Below are 18038 nucleotides of genomic sequence, written 5' to 3'. Positions count from 1 at the left end.
AAAGAAACGCTTCTGAACGTGTAGAAAGTACACATTCAGGAGTGTTTTTGTTTTATGGTCTCGTTTATTACAGTTGAACATACGGTTGCTTTTCGTTTTGGAGACGCTTGAGTGAAGTGGGATGAGGGATTCGGGTACCCCTAATGTAACCATGCGAAAACATTCAAGAAAAATTTTCCTCCTTTTTAACAAAATCTATTATATACTTTATCTAGAGACACTAAGAGAAAGTAGATGACTATAATGATTAGGGACGATTATGAGCAATTTATCGTGAATATAAAAATTAAAACAGGAATTGACCTTTCGTTATATAAAGAGGCACAAATGAAGCGCAGGCTTACCTCTTTATTCGAGAAAAAGGGATTGTCTAGTTTTAAGGAATACTATAGATTGCTAGATACAAATAAAGAGGAGTTGTACGAATTTTTAGATCGGATGACCATAAACGTTTCGGAATTTTATCGAAACTATAAACGGTGGGAGATCTTAGAAAAACAACTACTTCCTACCCTTTTACAAAAAGAAAATAAATTGAAAGTATGGAGTGCAGCATGTTCTACAGGGGAGGAGCCTTACACTTTAGCTATGTTGCTGTCTAATTTCCTTCCGTTGTCGGAAATTAAAATAAACGCAACAGATCTAGATGAAAATGCGATTGCAAGAGCAAAGCTTGCAACCTACCAAGAAAGATCGTTACAAGAAGTGCCTGAAATGATGAGAAAACGCTATTTCATTAAAGATAGCGGTGTATATAAAGTAAAAGAGGATATAAAGAAAACCGTTGTTTTCAAAAAGCAGAACCTTTTGGCTGATACATTTGAAGCGAACCATGATTTAATCGTTTGCCGGAATGTATTGATTTATTTTACCGAGGAAGCCAAGGTGCAATTGTATCATAAATTTAGCGATGCCCTTAAGAAGGGTGGCATACTGTTTGTAGGAAGTACAGAACAAATTTTTCAACCTGCCAAGTATGGATTTGAAGTTTTAGATACATTCTTCTATAAAAAAATGTAATCAGATGTTCTAGTGTTTGAGGGATTGTCAAATAAAAATCTCGCGCATCTCTAAAGATACTTCTGGAGTATGTTCTCTCATCAATGATAATCACTAAATATAAATTCTAAGCTTAAGGACATGGTGACTGTCTTTAAGCTTTTTTTTTATTCCACTCTAGGCTAAACTTATGATATAGTATTACATAACATTAACACTTAGATGCTTAAAAGCTTTAAAGGGATAAAGGAGTTGCTTCGTAAAATGAGATATTTAACTGCAGGAGAATCGCACGGTCCACAATTAACCACCATATTAGAGGGAATCCCCGCAGGGTTGAGATTAACTGCCGAGGATATTAACGAGGATTTGGCAAGAAGACAGAAAGGCCATGGCCGAGGCAGAAGAATGCAGATTGAAAAGGATACGGTAGAAATTTTAAGTGGTGTTCGCTTTGGCGAGACATTGGGATCTCCTATTACCTTGGTAGTAGAAAATAATGATTGGAAGCATTGGACCACGATCATGGGAGTGGAACCACAGCCGGACCAAGATCAAGAGGAAATCAAGCGGAAAATCACTCGTCCACGACCTGGTCATGCTGATTTGAACGGAGCAATCAAATATGGTCATCGCGATATGAGGAATGTACTCGAACGGTCATCCGCTCGCGAAACAACCGTAAGAGTGGCAGCTGGTGCTGTGGCTCGCAAGTTTCTAGCGGAATTGGGTATTACTGTTGCAGGACATGTAACGGAAATTGGCGGAATTAAAGCAAACCCTCCTGAAATTACCAGTCTAAAAGAACTAAAAGAAAAAACGGAAGCTTCTCCCGTGCGGAGTTTTGATAAAAATGTTGAACAAGAAATGATGGATGCCATCGATAGCGCGAAAAAGAATGGAGACTCCATAGGTGGGGTTGTAGAAGTGATTGTAGAAGGAATGCCAGCTGGAGTAGGAAGCTATGTCCACTACGATCGCAAGCTTGATGCAAAACTGGCTGCTGCTGTGATGAGTATTAATGCCTTTAAGGGAGTCGAGTTTGGAGTAGGCTTTGAAGCAGCACGTCTTCCGGGCAGTAAGGTGCATGATGAAATTGCATGGAGCAAGGAGCGGGGCTATTATCGTTTGTCCAATAATTTAGGTGGCTTTGAAGGCGGTATGACAACAGGAATGCCGATTGTGATCCGAGGAGTGATGAAGCCAATCCCGACACTTTATAAACCATTACAAAGTGTTGATATCGAGACAAAAGAACCGTTTCAGGCAAGCATCGAACGTTCTGATAGCTGTGCAGTGCCGGCAGCAAGTGTAGTAGCAGAGGCCGTAGTGGCATGGGAAGTGGCCTGCGCTTTGGTAGAGCAGTTTGGCCAGGACCGGATGGACTTAATAAAAGAGAATATTCAAAGGATGCGTAAGCATGCAGCAGAATTTTGATTTAAAGGAAGTTGAAGTCAAAGCGAAATCCAAAACATATTCTGTACTTATTGGAAAAGAGGCCTCCAAGCAACTAGTCAAAATTTTAAAGTCCCTTAAAACCTATCCTGGTACCATTTTGATCGTGACGGATGACTTGGTAGCCGATCTCTATTTATCCGAAGTTAGGGAATTACTTGAACCTGAATTCAGGGTAACAAGTTATATACTTAAGAATGGAGAGAGCGCAAAGTCGTTTGAGGAATATTATAAAATTCAAACCTTTGCTCTTGAAAAGGGGTTAGATAGAAATTCTATCGTTCTCGCATTAGGCGGAGGTGTGGTGGGGGATATTGCTGGCTTTGTTGCAGCCACCTTTATGAGGGGGATCAGGTTCATTCAAATGCCGACTACCCTCCTTGCACATGATAGTGCGGTAGGCGGCAAAGTTGCCATAAATCATCCACTAGGCAAGAATATGATTGGTTCCTTTTATCAGCCGGAATCAGTAATCTATGATACAGATTTTTTGGTTAGCTTACCTGAGATGGAATTACGCTCCGGTTTTGCTGAAGTGGTAAAGCATGCGCTCATTTGGGATAAAGAGTTTTTTTATTGGATAGTACAAAACATTCCTACTATCTCTGCACTTGATGAAGAGAAGCTGCGGTACTGTATAGAAAAAGGGATAAGTACGAAGGCGGAAGTTGTGTCAAATGATGAAATTGAAATAGGGATGCGCGCCATTTTAAATTTCGGTCATACGCTCGGTCATGCGATAGAAGCAGCTTATGGCTATGGCAACATTACTCATGGAGACGCGGTCGCTCTTGGAATGCTTTTTGCTACGGAAATTAGTGAAGACCTATCCCCTAAGCTGAATTTATCTAATGAGCTAAGAGAATTATGGCAACGTTTTGGCTTCCCAACGAGCATCCGCTCCGATATTCTGCCTGAAAATATTTTAAACTGGATGAAAAAAGATAAAAAAACAAAAAACGGACATATACATATGGTATTAATTCGATCTGTCGGTTCCGTGATAGTAGAATCCGTGCCAGATGAACTAGTACTTAAAAAGATAAAAGCTTTTTACTAGGCTTAACAATGAATGTAACGGGTTGTTTGTATCAACTAAGTTAAATGGAACTATCAAATGCGAAAAAGCTTTTTACCATTGGGGGGGATTAGGTGATAAGAGGAGTAAGAGGGGCGACAACAATCAAAGAGAACACAGAAATAGAGGTTATTGCAAAAACAGAAGAGCTTTTACTTTCTATGATAAACACCAACGAAATTGCCGCTGACCAAGTGGCTCAGGTTCTAATTTCTGTGACGGCTGATATAACAGCCTGTTTCCCTGCCAAAGCACTAAGAAAAATTGTTGGTTGGGATTATGTACCGGTTATGTGCACGAAGGAAATCGCCGTTCCTGATGCTCTTCCTTTTTGCATAAGAGTAATGATGACAGTAAATACTGACGTTTCACAAAAAAATGTCAAACATATTTACCTTCATGAAGCGCGGAGCCTTAGACCAGATCTAACAGCTCCTTAATGGTTGACAATTATGAATGTTCTATCATATAGTACTATCAAGGAAAGATTGAGGTTTCATATTAATTTAAGAGTCAGAGTTTAGTTTAGCAGATGGCATTGAAGCCATCCGAAGTACCTTTGAATGGAAAGCAGAGGCTTTTCAAAAAGTTGAGATGAGAATAGCTGAGAATGAGTGAGTTTAGCTGAGGTTAGAATGTATTTATTAAATCTACCCAAAGACTATCCACGTCTTTGGGTTTTTGTTTTTTTCCTCATTCGAATTATACCTCTTAGCATTAGCTCATTCTCCATTTTAAAAAATGGAGGAAGATATTGATGCACACTTCTGAGTTTGCGGTTTTTTTAGAAAAAAGCACCCAATTCAAAACGATACCCATTATTGAAACATTTTTTTGTGATACCGTCACTCCTGTCTCCATTTTCCAAGCGCTTAAAGAAGATGCTGTTTATATTTTGGAAAGCAAGGAGCCTGATTCCGATTGGTCCAGGTATTCTTTTATAGGACTCAACCCATTTATGAAAATAAAAGGTTATAACACGAACATTAGATTAGAGGCATCCGGAAAACAAATTTACGCCTCGAAAAGCCTGCACGATGTGGTGGAGTATGCAAATAATCTCTTGCAGGTTCAAACAGTGGAAAAGAATTTAGGATTTGCAGGAGGAGCTGTCGGATACCTTAGTTATGACTTTATCTCAACCATTGAGAAAGTTCCGCTACACTCTCAATACAGAGGAGAAGATACCGTTCACTTGTTATATTGTGAAACCATTATTGTGGTAGACCATAAAAAAAACGAGATTCATTTTATTCACTATGTGCGGCTTGATGGAAAGGAAACATTCGAACAGCTGGTTGACAACTATAAGAAAGCTAAGACAACCCTTTCGATTTATAGCACCCTGATACGGAAAAGAGAAAATGGCGAGAAGCTGTTGGGGAAAAATCATTCTGCAGAAGATCTAACGGTTCGGTCGAACTATACCAAAGCCAATTTTATAAACCATGTAAAAAAAATTAAAGACTATATTACGGCTGGAGATATCTTTCAATGTGTTCTGTCTCAACGTTTTGAAATGAGTGCAGAGTTGGAGGGCTTTGATGTTTATCGGGTACTACGGAAACAAAATCCATCCCCTTATTTGTTTTATTTAAAGTTCGAGGAGATGGAACTGATAGGAAGCTCCCCGGAACGGTTAATCCAAATAAAGGATAACCACCTTGAAATTCATCCTATTGCCGGAACGAGAAAAAGAGGGGTGGATGGAGAGGAAGATAAAAAACTAGCTGAAGACCTGATGCAAGATGAGAAAGAACAGGCAGAACATTTTATGTTAGTTGATTTAGCTAGAAATGATATTGGAAGAGTCGCAAGTTATGGGTCGGTTCATACACCAACAATCAAACAACTTGTTTACTTTTCTAAAGTCATGCATTTAATTTCCATCGTAAGAGGTGAACTTTCACCACAGTTCTCGCCTGTGGAGGCTCTTATTGCTTCCTTTCCGGCGGGTACCGTATCAGGTGCTCCGAAGGTCAGAGCGATGCAGATTCTTCAAGAACTCGAATCCACGCCGAGGAACACTTATGCAGGAGCAATATGCTATATCGGGTTTGATGGGAATATAGATTCTTGTATTACCATTCGTACGATACAAAAAAAACAGGAGCTATTTTATATACAAGCAGGTGCGGGCATTGTGGCAGATTCTGTTCCTGAATTGGAATGGGAGGAAACAATAAATAAAGCTGCTGCACTAATCGAAACGATGCAAATTGCCAATACACTTTTCACAAAAAAGACAGGAGGTTCTCTTCGTGTTTAAAAAATATTTAACAAAACTTATTGATGGAAAGCTTCTTACTATAGCAGAAGCGGAAAATGCCATGGATTTTATAATGAAGGGTGAGGCAACCTCCAGTCAAATTGCAAGTTTTATTTCCATTCTTAGATTTCGAGGAGAAACAGTAGATGAAATGATTGGATTTACCAAAGCGATGAGAACTCATATGAGGGAAATCTCTTATGAACATCCTCGTCTCATCGATACATGTGGTACAGGCGGAGATGGGGCATCTACTTTTAATATCAGTACTGCTGCAGCACTTGTTGCCTCAAGCGGTGGAGCAAAAGTTGCGAAGCATGGCAACAGAGCGGTGAGTTCGTTAAGTGGTAGTGCTGATGTTTTAGAGCATCTCCAATTGCCTGTGCAACAGTCATTGGAAGAAGCAGAGAGAAACCTTACACAAAAGGGTATGAGTTTCCTTTTTGCACCAATCTATCATGAAGCGATGAAGCATGCGTTAGGTCCACGGAAGGAAGTAGGCTTTCGAACAGTATTTAATCTTTTAGGGCCATTAGCAAACCCCGTCCGTTGTAAAAAGCAGGTGATTGGAGTTTTTTCGGTAGAATACGCAATGAAAATGGCGGAAGTTTTAAAAAGATTAGGATCTGAGCATGTGATGATCGTTGCAGGAAGTGACGGTCTAGATGAGATAACCATTACCGCAGAAACTCACGTTGTGGAAGTAAAGAAAGGGGAACTTTCTTCTTATACAATAGAGCCGGAAGATTTTGGATTTAAAAGAGGAGATTTAACAGATATTCAAGTATCCAACAGCTCACAAAGTGCCAAACTGATACAGCTGATTTTACAAAATAAAGCGACAGATAGCGCAAAGAATATTGTTGCCTTGAATGCTGGAGCTGCATTATATGTCTCAGGAAGTGCGAGTAGCTTGCATGAAGGTGTAAAGCTTGCTTCTCATTTGATAGCATCAAAAACAGCCTATAGATTTTTACAAGACTTGCAAAAAAAAGGAGTGAATGAGCATGCTAACTAAAATTGTCCAAACTAAAATAAAGGAAATAAATTCGTTAACACTCCCTCCTCATGAAAAAGTCCAACGCTATTCTTTTTATGAAGCACTAAAGCAGCCCAAAAGGTCGATTGGTCTTATAGCAGAAATGAAAAAAGCGTCGCCATCAAAAGGAATTCTAAAAGAGAGTTTTGCTCCTGTAGAAATTGGTGCCCATTATGTAAAAGTGGGAGTAGATGCTGTTTCGGTTCTAACAGATCAAAAGTATTTTAAAGGCTCCAGACATGATCTAACAATCATAAAGCAAACAACAGATTTACCTGTTTTACGAAAAGACTTTATTATTGATTCCATACAAGTTCAAGAAAGTGTAAGAATTGGAGCAGACGCAATTCTTTTAATTGCAGAAATATTGCCAGATGAGAAACTGGCGCGCCTTTATCATGAGGCTAAGGAATCAGGGTTAGATCTCTTAGTGGAGGTTCACAGTCTGGAAAGACTTTCTAAACTCTTACAAACCTTTACTCCGGCGATAATCGGGGTAAATAACCGTAATCTTCAAACCTTTGAAACAAATATTCTTACAACAAAAGAGTTAGCGGCACATATTCCAAGCAGCTCTCTGTTAGTCAGTGAAAGTGGAATCCTTACAAACAAGGACTTGGAGGCAGTTAAGTCTTATGGTGCTAATGCGATTCTTGTAGGAGAAGCTTTTATGAGAGACTCTTCTCCAAGCGATGGAGTGAAAAGGCTTTTTGGAGAGGAAAATTATGTCTAAAACGCTCTTGAAATTCTGTGGCAATCAATCACTCGATGATTATCAACTAGCATGCAAGTCCAACGCCGATTACATTGGTTTTGTATTTGCTAAAAGCAAAAGACAAGTGAAGGTAGAAGAGGTTGGTTCTTGGATAGCGCAAGAAACACCGGTATCCAAAAAGCTTGTTGGGATATTTGTTAATCAGTCAATAAAAGAAATCGCCAGTGTTACTGAGAGTATTCCACTTTCCATTATTCAACTGCATGGTGACGAAAGTCCGGTATTCGTTAAGGAACTTCAAACAAGGACAGGTGCATCAATCTGGAAAGTGATTCACCATGAAAATGACACAAGCATCCAAAAAATGCAGAGGTACCGTGGACTTGTGGAGGGCTATGTTATTGATAAGAAGGTGGGAGAATCATACGGAGGAACCGGGCAGGCATTTGACTGGAGCTATCTTCCTCGCTATCAAAAGCAGGCAAAGGAATATGATGCTCTCTGTATAGTCGCTGGGGGCATTAACCCTGATAATTTATCTGAACTATTATTCTATCAACCGGATGGAATTGATATCTCGAGTGGCATCGAGCATGAGTATAAGAAAAGTGCCGAGAAAATCAATAAAATAGAAAGCAGGGTGAGCGACCATGACAAAAACTCAAACACCAGATAGTTTTGGAAGATATGGAGAGTTCGGCGGAAAATATGTGCCAGAAACATTAATGCTCCCTCTTGAAGAATTAGAATCTGGATTAACTGCAGCATTAAAGGATAGAGCGTTTTTAGAAGAATATCATTATTATCTTAAAGAGTATTCCGGCAGGCCGACAGGTTTAACGTTGGCTGAAAACCTCTCCCATCGTCTCGGGGGAGCCAAAATCTATTTAAAAAGAGAAGATCTGAATCACACAGGTGCCCATAAAATAAATAATGCAATAGGTCAGGCTTTGCTTGCCAAAAGGCTCGGTAAAACTAAAATTATTGCCGAAACAGGAGCCGGGCAACATGGAGTGGCTGCTGCAACTGTAGCAGCTAAGTTTGGGCTGGAGTGTAAGGTGTTCATGGGACAAGAAGATATAGAGCGGCAATCGCTGAATGTGTTCCGTATGAAGCTTTTAGGTGCCGAAGTGGTTCCTGCACTAAGTGGAAATATGACGCTAAAAGATGCAACAAATGAAGCAATCAGATATTGGGTGCAGCATTGCGAGGATCACTTTTATATGATTGGCTCAGTAGTGGGACCGCATCCGTATCCCTATATGGTTCGAGAGTTTCAAAAAGTTATTGGAGAAGAAGCGAAACATCAATTTATCAGTCGAGAAGGCAAGCTTCCAGACAAAATTATCGCTTGTGTTGGTGGAGGATCTAATGCAATCGGAATGTTTGCCCCTTTTATAGAAGAAAGTGTAAAAATGATTGGAGTGGAAGCGGCAGGTAAGGGGATTGATACTCCTCATCATGCAGCAACTCTTTCAAAAGGATCTAAAGGCGTTATCCACGGCTCTCTTACGTATTTGTTACAAGACGAGAATGGACAGATTACAGAGCCTTACTCGATTTCAGCAGGCTTGGATTATCCAGGAATCGGACCTGAGCATGCCTATTTAAAGGAGACCGAAAAAGTAGAATACCGCAGTGTAACAGATCAAGAGGCACTCGATGCCCTAGCGTTATTAGCAAAAGAAGAAGGAATCATTCCAGCCATAGAATCAGCTCACGCTCTATCAATTGCTTTTTCTGAAGCCGCAACAATGACTAAAGAGCAAACTATCCTTGTATGTCTTTCTGGGAGAGGAGATAAAGATGTAGACACATTAATTAAAAGAATGGAGGGAGATTATGCTACCCACGTTTGAAATCCGTTTGCCGATGCACGATAAATTATTCATACCCTTTATTATGTCAGGTGATCCCACACCAGAGCTCACAATAAAGATTGCTCTATTATTAGAAGAGGCTGGCGCTTCCATTCTCGAATTAGGTGTCCCATACTCTGATCCTTTAGCAGATGGTCCAGTCATTCAGCGAGCATCAAAGCGGGCATTAGAGCAGAAGATGACCATAAAAAAAACAATGATGTTAGCTGGGGAAATGAGAAAAAGAGGTTTAAAAATACCTATCGTTCTCTTTACGTACTATAATCCTGTGTTACAATTAGGAGAAGAATCCTTTTTCGCTTTAGCGCAAGAAAATGAAGTGGATGGACTATTAATTCCTGATTTGCCGTTTGAAGAAAGTGAAGAGTTGCGAAATAAGTGCGAAGAGCACCAAGTAACGTACATTTCCCTTGTTGCACCGACATCCCAAAAGAGAATAACAGCTATTTCAAGGCATGCTCAAGGATTTCTTTATTGCATCTCCTCATTAGGGGTGACAGGAGAACGAAATGAATTTTCTGATACATTGTATTCCTTTCTAGAAGAAGTAAAAAAAATAAGTTCGGTTCCTACTGCTGTAGGCTTTGGAATTTCAAGTAAAGAACAGATTGAAAAGCTTAAGCCGCATTGTGACGGCTTTGTTGTAGGAAGTACATTAATTAAAATGATTGAAAAATCACAAGAATCATTTAAACTAGATGAAGAAAAAGCTTTAGGTAATTTAAAACAACAAATTGAAGAACTGATTTCTCCGATTTTATCAGAAAGGTGATCATAAGGGATGGACATAAAAAAACAACTATTATCATTAACTCCTTACCAGCCTGGAAAAACAATGGAAGAAGTGAAACGAGAGTTAGGACTGGACAAAATAATTAAGCTGGCATCGAATGAAAACCCTTTTGGCTGTTCAAAAAATGTGACAAATGCAATTCTTCTTCAAATGGAAAAAGCGGCAGCATATCCAGATGGGTATGCAAGGCAATTAAGAACTACTCTTGCCTCTCATTTAGATGTTTCAGAACAGCAACTTATCTTTGGAAACGGCTCAGACGAAGTTATTCAAATTGTTTGCCGTGCTTTATTGGATAGTGGCAAAAACACAATAATGGCTACTCCAACCTTCCCTCAATATAAGCACAATGCAATTATTGAAGGGGCAGAGGTTAGAGAGGTACCACTAAAGGATGGATATCACCAATTACAGCAAATGTTAGACCAGATTGATGGGAACACTGCTATTGTGTGGTTATGCAGTCCAAACAACCCAACTGGGACATATATAAATGAACTGAAATTATCAGATTTTCTGCAAAAAGTACCAGCAACTTGCCTTGTTGTGTTGGACGAAGCCTATTATGAATATGTAACCGCAGAAGATTATCCTGATACGTTGAAGCTCTTAGACAGTTATCCCAACCTGCTAATCACAAGAACTTTCTCGAAAGCTTATGGTTTGGCGAGCTTCCGAATAGGTTATGGAGTGGCTAATGAAGAATTAATCAATCGTATAGAGCCTGTAAGAGAACCGTTCAATACCAATTCCATTGCCCAGGTTGCCGCTACAGCGGGGGTGCTGGATCAAGAATTCATAAAAGAATGCGTGCAGAAAAACAAAGAAGGGTTAGATCAATTCTATTCCTTTTGCCAAGAAATGAATCTCGCTTATTACCCTTCAGAAGGAAATTTTATCCTGATCGATTTTAAAACAGATGCAGACATTGTGTTTCATTATCTTCTTACCAAAGGCTATATTGTCCGGTCAGGAAAAGCATTGGGCTTTCCAACCTCTTTAAGAATTACAATCGGAAAACAAGACCAGAACGAAGAGATAATTTCCTTGTTAAAAGAATATCAACTAAAACAAGCAATGTAATAGAGAGGACTTATCCTCTCTATTTACTTATAAAGAGGATCAGGTGGTGAAAACTAGTGAACGGAAATGTATTAATAATAGGTCTGGGATTAATAGGCGGTTCTGTCGCCTTGGCAATAAAAAAAGAGTATCCAAACGCCACCATTATCGGATATGACATTAATGCACAGCAAGCAAAACTTGCAAGGTCTTTAAAGGTAATAGATGATTATTGCCTTAGTTATGAAAATGCAGCAATGGATGCGGATCTAATCCTTATTGCTGTTCCTGTTATGCAGGCGAATGTGGTAGTAGAAAACTTAAGTGCTCTTTTCTTTACCAAACCAGTTTTAATTACTGATGTCGGAAGCACGAAAGAAAAGATAGTGGAACGAGCTACAAAACTTTTCAGGCAGGAAAATGTTACTTTTATCGGTGGTCACCCGATGGCAGGTTCTCATAAAAGTGGAGTAACTGCAGCTAAGGCGCACCTATTTGAAAATGCTTTTTATGTCTTAACTCCATCAGAGCCACAAGAAAATAGTGAATCCGTTGAAACTTTAAAACAGTGGCTGCATGGAACGAGAGCTAACTTTGTCATCATGACTGCGAAAGAACATGATTTGGTGGCAGGAGTAATCAGTCATTTCCCCCATATTGTTGCTGCTGGGCTCGTGCATCAAGCAAGCATGTTACAACAAACTAGCCCTTTTGTTACCAGGTTAGCCGCAGGCGGGTTCCGGGATATTACGAGGATAGCTTCTAGCAACCCAACGATGTGGAAGGACATTTTAATACATAATAAGGAAACATTGTTAGAACTGTTAGACAGTTGGCTTGAGCATATGATAGAGGTTAAGAAGAACATTAAAGAAAGTAAAGAGGAAAAATTGCTGGATTATTTTCAATCAGCTAAACAGTTCCGAGATGAACTTCCTGTAAAAGCCAAGGGGGCCATTCCATCATTTTACGATCTTTACGTAGACGTGCCTGACTTTCCAGGGGTTATTTCAGAGATAACCGGCTTTTTGGCAAAAGAGCAAATAAGTATAACTAACATAAGAATCATGGAAACACGGGAAGAAATCTATGGGGTATTACGTTTAAGTTTCCAAACCGAAGAAGACAGGCAAAAGGCTGTAGCTTGCTTAAGCAACTACACTTCTTATGAAACCTACATAGTTTAATTTCAAGGGGAGTGAAGGGAAGATGAAGAAAATCGAGCATCATACATCTGGATTAAATGGGACAATTAACATTCCAGGAGATAAATCAATTTCCCACCGGACGATAATGTTTGGTAGCATGGCAAACGGTAAAACAACGGTAGAGAATTTCTTACCAGGTGAAGACTGTTTAAGTACCATAAATTGTTTTGAAAAGTTAGGTGTTCAAATCGAGCGTGAAGGTTCCATAGTTACCATTTATGGAAAAGGGTTAGAGGGTTTGAAAGAATCTAGTACGCTCTTAGATGTTGGTAACTCAGGGACGACAGCAAGATTAATGATGGGAATTTTATCTGGTCTTCCGTTTCATTCAGTACTTATTGGAGATGAATCAATTGCAAAGCGACCGATGAAGAGGGTAACAAACCCGCTTAGACAAATGGGGGCGAGAATACAAGGTAATCAGGATGGAAATTTCACGCCCATTTCCATTCAAGGCGGGGAACTTAGTGGAATAGAATATCACTCTCCCGTAGCAAGCGCTCAAGTGAAATCTGCCATTCTACTGGCAGGGTTACAAGCGAAAGGCAAAACAACGGTGGAGGAGCCTTTTAAATCAAGAGATCATACAGAAAGAATGTTAAAAGCATTTGGAGTGCATTTGATTGAGGATGGCTGTAAGGTGTCTATAGAGGGCCATCAAAAGCTAACTTCTGACATACATATTGTTGTACCAGGCGACATCTCTTCCGCAGCATTCTTCCTTGTCGCAGGAGCGGTTGCACCGAACAGTAAAGTGACAGTAAAGAGAGTCGGCCTGAATATTACTAGAACAGGAATATTGGATGTTTTACAAGGGATGGGAGCTGAAATTTCTTATACTAATATAGTGGACGATGTTCCAGAACCTTATGCGGATATAACGGTTGAATCATCTACCTTAAAAGCGTTTGAAGTTTCCGGGGACATTATTCCTAGGCTTATCGATGAAATTCCAATCATTGCTCTAATGGCAACACAGGCTGAAGGGACAACTGTTATTAAAGATGCAGAAGAGTTGAAGGTGAAAGAAACAAACAGAATCGATACAGTAGTAAACGAGCTTACAAAATTAGGTGCCAATATAACTGCTACAGAGGATGGAATGATTATAAAAGGCGGGACCAAGCTACACGGCTGCGAGTTAGACAGCTACGGTGATCATCGAATAGGTATGATGGCGGCTGTTGCAGGTCTTGTTGCAAAAGGGGAAACGAGTATAAAGAATGCTGAAGCTATTGCCGTTTCTTATCCCACCTTTTTTGAGGATTTAGAAAGCTTGCTTGGTTAAACGAAGTTTGGTGCAATAGACAGAATTTAATCGTAAAGTCTATCTTGCTAATAAGGAAAGACAGGAACAGGCAGAGGACCCTTCCTGTCTTTTTTATTGAAAAAACATAATCTAATATCGAGCAGAAGAACCGAACTTTAAGTTCATATATCAGTCTTATTCCGGTTGTACAGAGTAGCATTGCTTTGCTAGTTGGTGCACTGATAAGAAATAGTTGAAAGTAGCTGCAGATCAAATCTTTAGGTTTGGCTCAGCTATTGTTGCGTGTTGATAATAACGCTATTTCAGCGACGATTGGAGCAATAGGCGGAGACTCCACGCCCGGCCGCGGAATACTTGTGACCCCGCAGGCGCAGCCGAGGAGGCTCCAGCACCGCCCGGGNTGATAATAACGCTATTTCAGCGACGATTGGAGCAATAGGCGGAGACTCCACGCCCGGCCGCGGAATACTTGTGACCCCGCAGGCGCAGCCGAGGAGGCTCCAGCACCGCCCGGGGGAACGCGTAGCCTTTTGCGGAAATCAATAGCGGCGTTTAACAGAGTCTTAGGTTTAAATAAAATCCACTCATATTATGGCTTGTCGCAGCATAGCTTGTCTTAAGACGTAATATCAGGGTGGTGCTATGGAGTATATAATAGAAGATGCAAACATCGTTAAAAATTTTAAAGCCTTTAAAACTAGTTCCCTGCATGTGAAAAATAATTCGATACGTTTCATGAAAGAATCAATCCCCTCTACACGAACGATGCGCATGAATTTATCTCCTTATGTAATGACACCTGGGCATGTAATGGTTGTCGATGAACTGCCTCCTATGGCTTTCCCACAATTTAAATTGTATCTAACAGAAAATTATTTACGTAAAGGCTGTACAACGCTTCTTTCGGTTTTTACGATTAAGAAAGAACGAGAACTGCCAGAAAAGCTCAAAGAAGCAAGGGCGCGGATGCTAAATAGTCCAATAGATTATTATTTTGCTGTTCGAATACCATTAAAAAAACTTACACCATCCTTTATCAGGCAATGTAAAAGATATAAAATCCCTGCCGTTTTTCTGGAAATTGAGGATGAATCCGGTCTCCAAAGTGTACCATGGGGCTGGATCAAGGATGCACTCTTCCAATTTCCTATCACCTTCATACCTTGTCTTAAGGGTAAGCCTCCAAATAGCAAAGCGATTATGAAAAGATGGAAAACCAATATGAGGGACCAAAATTTATCTCATCTGCCAGAATGTCCTTATGACGGGCAAGTACTGAGTCTGAAGATATTAATGCTGCTAGGAATCTACCCAACTAAAGGAGATTTACGTGTAGGTGGCGAATTAAACTATAACCTTTACTTTTATCCGGAAGACCGAATTATTGAAACAATAGAAGATCTGGATTATGATAGTCATATTCCAGAAGTTACGGTACATCGAGGAAGCATTGTGAAGGCAGGAGAAAAAATTATATTCCGACCTGGTTTTGGCAATGAATGTACTGTAACTATTCCAGGTCACTTTTTACAATAATAGGTTGCAAATGCTTGCAGAAGCTGTTTTTTTGTTGAGGTTTATTCAGCTTCAGGTTTTTTATGCATTTCAGATAGGAAAGGAAGTATTGTTTTGTCACACCAAGTAATTGAAAAGGCACTAACACTAATAGACAACGGGGATGTAGAACAAGGACTAAATATTTTAAGAGATAATCAATCTGCTTTTAATGAAGAAGACTTGTTTCACACCGCACAAATTTACCAACAACTAGGAATGCTTGAAGAGTCAAAAGAGCTATTAAAGGGTTTATTGTATCACTATCCAAATGAACCAGACTTGATTCTTTCATTGGCAGAGGTATATATAGACCTTGATGAAGAAGATGAAGCGATGGCGTTACTTGAAAATATCGAGGAGGAAGAAGAAGGGTATATACAAGGACTTCTACTTCTTGCAGATCTTTATCAGGCACAAGGGTTGTATGAGGTCAGTGAAAACAAGCTGCTTATGGCAAAAAAGATCTCTCCATCAGAACCGATTATTGACCTTGCTTTAGGAGAAATTAACCTATCACAAGGTGACTACAAAAAAGCGATTCCTTATTATAAGGCTGTCGTTCCACATAGGAAAGAAATAGAGTTTGACCTAGAGGAAAGGTTAGCGGAATGCTATAGTGCAACAGGGCAATTTGAAGAGGCTATTCCGTATTTCGACACAGCCTTGCAAAAAGAGTTGAAAATTGACGTACTGTTTCAATATGGTTTTACAGCCTTGCAAGCAGGATATTATAAGACCGCTATCGAAAAATTAAACGAGGTCAAACAATTAGATTATGAATATTCTTCTTTATATTTATATCTAGCAAAGGCATATGAACAAGAAGGATTATTGCAAGAAAGCCTAGGTGCTGCAAAAGAAGGTTTGGTTGTAAACGAATACAATAAAGAGCTGCAAGTTTTTGCAGCAAAAGTTGCTCTAAAGCAAAATAACACCAACGAGGCAGAAAAATTACTTAGGGAAGCAATTGCGATTGATCCAGGGTATATTGAAGCGGCTATAACTTTAACAAAAATCTTTCTACAAGAAGAGCAATATGAAGACGTTGTGGATTGTCTGCAGGAACTAATCAAGTTTGGCGAGACAGACCCGCAGTTTGACTGGGATTTAGCGGTTGCCAACCAAAAATTAGAAAATTATTCTGATGCATTAAACCACTACCGTCAAGCATATACTTCTTTTAAAGATGACAGTGGCTTCCTTTATGACTATGCATACTTTTTGCTAGAAGAAGGTAAAAGAGAGGAAGCTAAAGTATTATTTGAAAAACTGATTCAACTTGACCCGACCAATATGGAACTTCAGGATGTATACACGAATTTAGATGAATAGCGATCATTTACGCAGAGGAGGGACGATAGGAGTGGCTACCCCTGTATCTGTCAACGAGAAGAAAGACTTTATAAGGTGGTTTTTAGGTAACTATCAGTTGAAAAGAAGAGAATGTGTATGGATTTTAAATTATTTAATGAGTCATGATCAGTTGATGAGAAAGGTTCACTTTGTTGAGCAGGCTCAATATTGTCCAAGAGGGATCATTATGTCCACACATTGTGTAGAAGAGGTTCCCTTTCGTTTCTATAAGGAAAATGTAATGACAACTGATGCTGAAAAGTCGTTTCATGACATTCGCCTCAATAGAGAAGAAGATATCTATATTCAGCTGAACTTCCGCTCTGTATATCATTCTCCTCAATATGCAGCCGTACAAGAGGAAAATCCGTATATGCCCAAAACAATTCAAACAAATGAAAAAGACCGGATTGTTGCAGAGCGCTTTTTGGAACAGTCCATACTAACCTTTCAAAAAGATAAACTTTTGACACTTATTGATGAGGCTTTAGATCGCCAAGATGAGGAAGCTTTTAAGATTCTTTCCAATCAATTGCGGAAATTATAGCGTGAAATCTGGCCTTGCTTCTTTATAAATAGAAGCAAGGTCTTTTTATTTTGCCAACAGGGTGCTCACAATAAACCATAGAACTGTTCTCTTTTATGGACAGAATCATTTGACCTTTCACCATAATAAACTTATATTAAATTAGCAATGCTGATTATATATTTTAGCTTTTCGGCATGAGCAATATAGACGAGAAAACCTTTGAACACATGAGAAAAACTTATAAGAAGATTATCATAAATACATAATATACCTATATTTTTGCAAAATAAATTTGAAATGAGTGGACAATTATGAAATGGACAAGTAAAGATATTGCACAATATGTACAAGCAAAAGAATACATTGACACTGCTATTATTCCATTAATCTCGATAAGCTTTAAAGATGATGAAATAAAAAATTCAGCATCTCATGGAGAGTACATATCCATACTAAGCTTAGAGTTAGAACGGCAGTTTAAAGGCAGAGTACTCTTACTACCTTCTTATTCTTATTATCATAACAACTCACCGGAAACGAAGCTGCAAAGCGTAAATGAATATATTCATCATATTAAAAAAGAGATGAAACATGTTTTTCTCCTAACCTCAGACAGTAGTTGGACCAAGAGTGAAGAAGAGTTGGAAGGTAAGTTACTTTGGTTGCCTGCAATTCCCTTAGAAGACATGGAAGAGAAATACAAAATGAAAATAGTGCAAGATCAAATGAATCAGCTGTTGCCAATGTTCATCCAAAAATGGCAATAATAATATTAAGCTATGTTCATAAAAGCAAATTTTGATAAGAGAGCATGATAGTTAATGGTTATAA

The 18038-nt window shown here is 39.2% G+C and carries 17 protein-coding genes; all 17 read left to right on the top strand.

Annotated features, from left to right (window positions below; translation table 11 throughout):
- Positions 1 to 234 precede the first annotated feature (234 nt).
- Entirely contained in the window at positions 235 to 1020 is a 786-nt protein-coding gene (locus K9B36_RS10700; RefSeq protein WP_223702046.1) for a CheR family methyltransferase, read from the top strand.
- A gap of 243 nt (positions 1021 to 1263) precedes the next feature.
- Entirely contained in the window at positions 1264 to 2436 is a 1173-nt protein-coding gene (gene aroC, locus K9B36_RS10695) for a chorismate synthase (protein WP_223702045.1), read from the top strand.
- A complete protein-coding gene (aroB, locus tag K9B36_RS10690; RefSeq protein WP_223702044.1) occupies positions 2420 to 3514 on the top strand; it encodes a 3-dehydroquinate synthase in 1095 nt (364 codons plus the stop codon). The genes aroC and aroB overlap by 17 nt, the downstream gene beginning before the upstream one ends.
- Positions 3515 to 3606: 92 nt before the next feature.
- A complete protein-coding gene (aroH, locus tag K9B36_RS10685) occupies positions 3607 to 3972 on the top strand; it encodes a chorismate mutase (protein ID WP_223702043.1) in 366 nt (121 codons plus the stop codon).
- A gap of 317 nt (positions 3973 to 4289) precedes the next feature.
- Positions 4290 to 5801 (top strand): anthranilate synthase component I, encoded by a 1512-nt coding sequence (gene trpE / locus K9B36_RS10680; protein WP_223702042.1) that lies wholly within the window; start codon positions 4290 to 4292, stop codon positions 5799 to 5801.
- On the top strand, positions 5794 to 6819 hold the full coding sequence (gene trpD, locus K9B36_RS10675; protein WP_223702041.1) for an anthranilate phosphoribosyltransferase: 1026 nt from the start codon (positions 5794 to 5796) through the stop codon (positions 6817 to 6819). The genes trpE and trpD overlap by 8 nt, the downstream gene beginning before the upstream one ends.
- Entirely contained in the window at positions 6809 to 7573 is a 765-nt protein-coding gene (gene trpC / locus K9B36_RS10670; RefSeq protein WP_223702040.1) for an indole-3-glycerol phosphate synthase TrpC, read from the top strand. The genes trpD and trpC overlap by 11 nt, the downstream gene beginning before the upstream one ends.
- The gene (locus tag K9B36_RS10665; RefSeq protein WP_223702039.1) at positions 7566 to 8231 is read left to right on the top strand and encodes a phosphoribosylanthranilate isomerase; all 666 of its coding nucleotides are present in this window, start codon (positions 7566 to 7568) and stop codon (positions 8229 to 8231) included. Before trpC ends, K9B36_RS10665 begins: the two co-directional genes overlap by 8 nt.
- Positions 8206 to 9414, top strand: coding sequence for a tryptophan synthase subunit beta (gene trpB / locus K9B36_RS10660; protein WP_223702038.1), 1209 nt, complete (start codon positions 8206 to 8208; stop codon positions 9412 to 9414). Before K9B36_RS10665 ends, trpB begins: the two co-directional genes overlap by 26 nt.
- Positions 9398 to 10207 carry a tryptophan synthase subunit alpha gene (trpA, locus tag K9B36_RS10655; RefSeq protein ID WP_223702037.1) on the top strand — a complete coding sequence of 270 codons (810 nt, stop codon included), beginning with the start codon at positions 9398 to 9400 and terminating at the stop codon, positions 10205 to 10207. The genes trpB and trpA overlap by 17 nt, the downstream gene beginning before the upstream one ends.
- A gap of 9 nt (positions 10208 to 10216) precedes the next feature.
- Positions 10217 to 11311 carry a histidinol-phosphate transaminase gene (gene hisC, locus K9B36_RS10650; protein ID WP_223702036.1) on the top strand — a complete coding sequence of 365 codons (1095 nt, stop codon included), beginning with the start codon at positions 10217 to 10219 and terminating at the stop codon, positions 11309 to 11311.
- Between the two features lie 56 nt (positions 11312 to 11367).
- Positions 11368 to 12477: a prephenate dehydrogenase gene (locus K9B36_RS10645; RefSeq protein WP_223702035.1), complete on the top strand. Its 1110-nt coding sequence runs from the start codon at positions 11368 to 11370 to the stop codon at positions 12475 to 12477.
- A gap of 22 nt (positions 12478 to 12499) precedes the next feature.
- Positions 12500 to 13786, top strand: coding sequence for a 3-phosphoshikimate 1-carboxyvinyltransferase (gene aroA, locus K9B36_RS10640; protein WP_223702034.1), 1287 nt, complete (start codon positions 12500 to 12502; stop codon positions 13784 to 13786).
- Between the two features lie 624 nt (positions 13787 to 14410).
- Entirely contained in the window at positions 14411 to 15304 is an 894-nt protein-coding gene (locus tag K9B36_RS10635; protein WP_223702033.1) for a hypothetical protein, read from the top strand.
- A gap of 93 nt (positions 15305 to 15397) precedes the next feature.
- Positions 15398 to 16657, top strand: coding sequence for a tetratricopeptide repeat protein (locus K9B36_RS10630; protein WP_223702032.1), 1260 nt, complete (start codon positions 15398 to 15400; stop codon positions 16655 to 16657).
- A 31-nt stretch (positions 16658 to 16688) separates the two neighbouring features.
- Positions 16689 to 17225 (top strand): ReoY family proteolytic degradation factor, encoded by a 537-nt coding sequence (locus K9B36_RS10625; RefSeq protein WP_223702031.1) that lies wholly within the window; start codon positions 16689 to 16691, stop codon positions 17223 to 17225.
- 293 nt (positions 17226 to 17518) lie between these two features.
- Positions 17519 to 17974, top strand: coding sequence for a YpiF family protein (locus tag K9B36_RS10620; protein ID WP_223702030.1), 456 nt, complete (start codon positions 17519 to 17521; stop codon positions 17972 to 17974).
- The last annotated feature ends 64 nt before the right edge of the window (positions 17975 to 18038 follow it).

It is taken from the genome of Sutcliffiella deserti (assembly GCF_020037475.1).
Classification (GTDB): Bacteria; Bacillota; Bacilli; order Bacillales; family Bacillaceae_I; genus Sutcliffiella_A; species Sutcliffiella_A deserti.
Note: the sequence above shows the minus strand (reverse complement) of the source record. Positions and strands in the feature narration are given on the sequence as shown.

What these genes read in the sequence shown, in the direction of transcription:
- K9B36_RS10700 (WP_223702046.1), top strand. Translation starts at nt 235, where the DNA reads ATGACTATAATGATTAGGGACGATTATGAGCAATTTATCGTGAATATA.
- aroC (WP_223702045.1), top strand. Translation starts at nt 1,264, where the DNA reads ATGAGATATTTAACTGCAGGAGAATCGCACGGTCCACAATTAACCACC.
- aroB (WP_223702044.1), top strand. Translation starts at nt 2,420, where the DNA reads ATGCAGCAGAATTTTGATTTAAAGGAAGTTGAAGTCAAAGCGAAATCC.
- trpE (WP_223702042.1), top strand. Translation starts at nt 4,290, where the DNA reads ATGCACACTTCTGAGTTTGCGGTTTTTTTAGAAAAAAGCACCCAATTC.
- trpC (WP_223702040.1), top strand. Translation starts at nt 6,809, where the DNA reads ATGCTAACTAAAATTGTCCAAACTAAAATAAAGGAAATAAATTCGTTA.
- K9B36_RS10665 (WP_223702039.1), top strand. Translation starts at nt 7,566, where the DNA reads ATGTCTAAAACGCTCTTGAAATTCTGTGGCAATCAATCACTCGATGAT.
- trpB (WP_223702038.1), top strand. Translation starts at nt 8,206, where the DNA reads ATGACAAAAACTCAAACACCAGATAGTTTTGGAAGATATGGAGAGTTC.
- trpA (WP_223702037.1), top strand. Translation starts at nt 9,398, where the DNA reads ATGCTACCCACGTTTGAAATCCGTTTGCCGATGCACGATAAATTATTC.
- hisC (WP_223702036.1), top strand. Translation starts at nt 10,217, where the DNA reads ATGGACATAAAAAAACAACTATTATCATTAACTCCTTACCAGCCTGGA.
- aroA (WP_223702034.1), top strand. Translation starts at nt 12,500, where the DNA reads ATGAAGAAAATCGAGCATCATACATCTGGATTAAATGGGACAATTAAC.
- K9B36_RS10635 (WP_223702033.1), top strand. Translation starts at nt 14,411, where the DNA reads ATGGAGTATATAATAGAAGATGCAAACATCGTTAAAAATTTTAAAGCC.
- K9B36_RS10620 (WP_223702030.1), top strand. Translation starts at nt 17,519, where the DNA reads ATGAAATGGACAAGTAAAGATATTGCACAATATGTACAAGCAAAAGAA.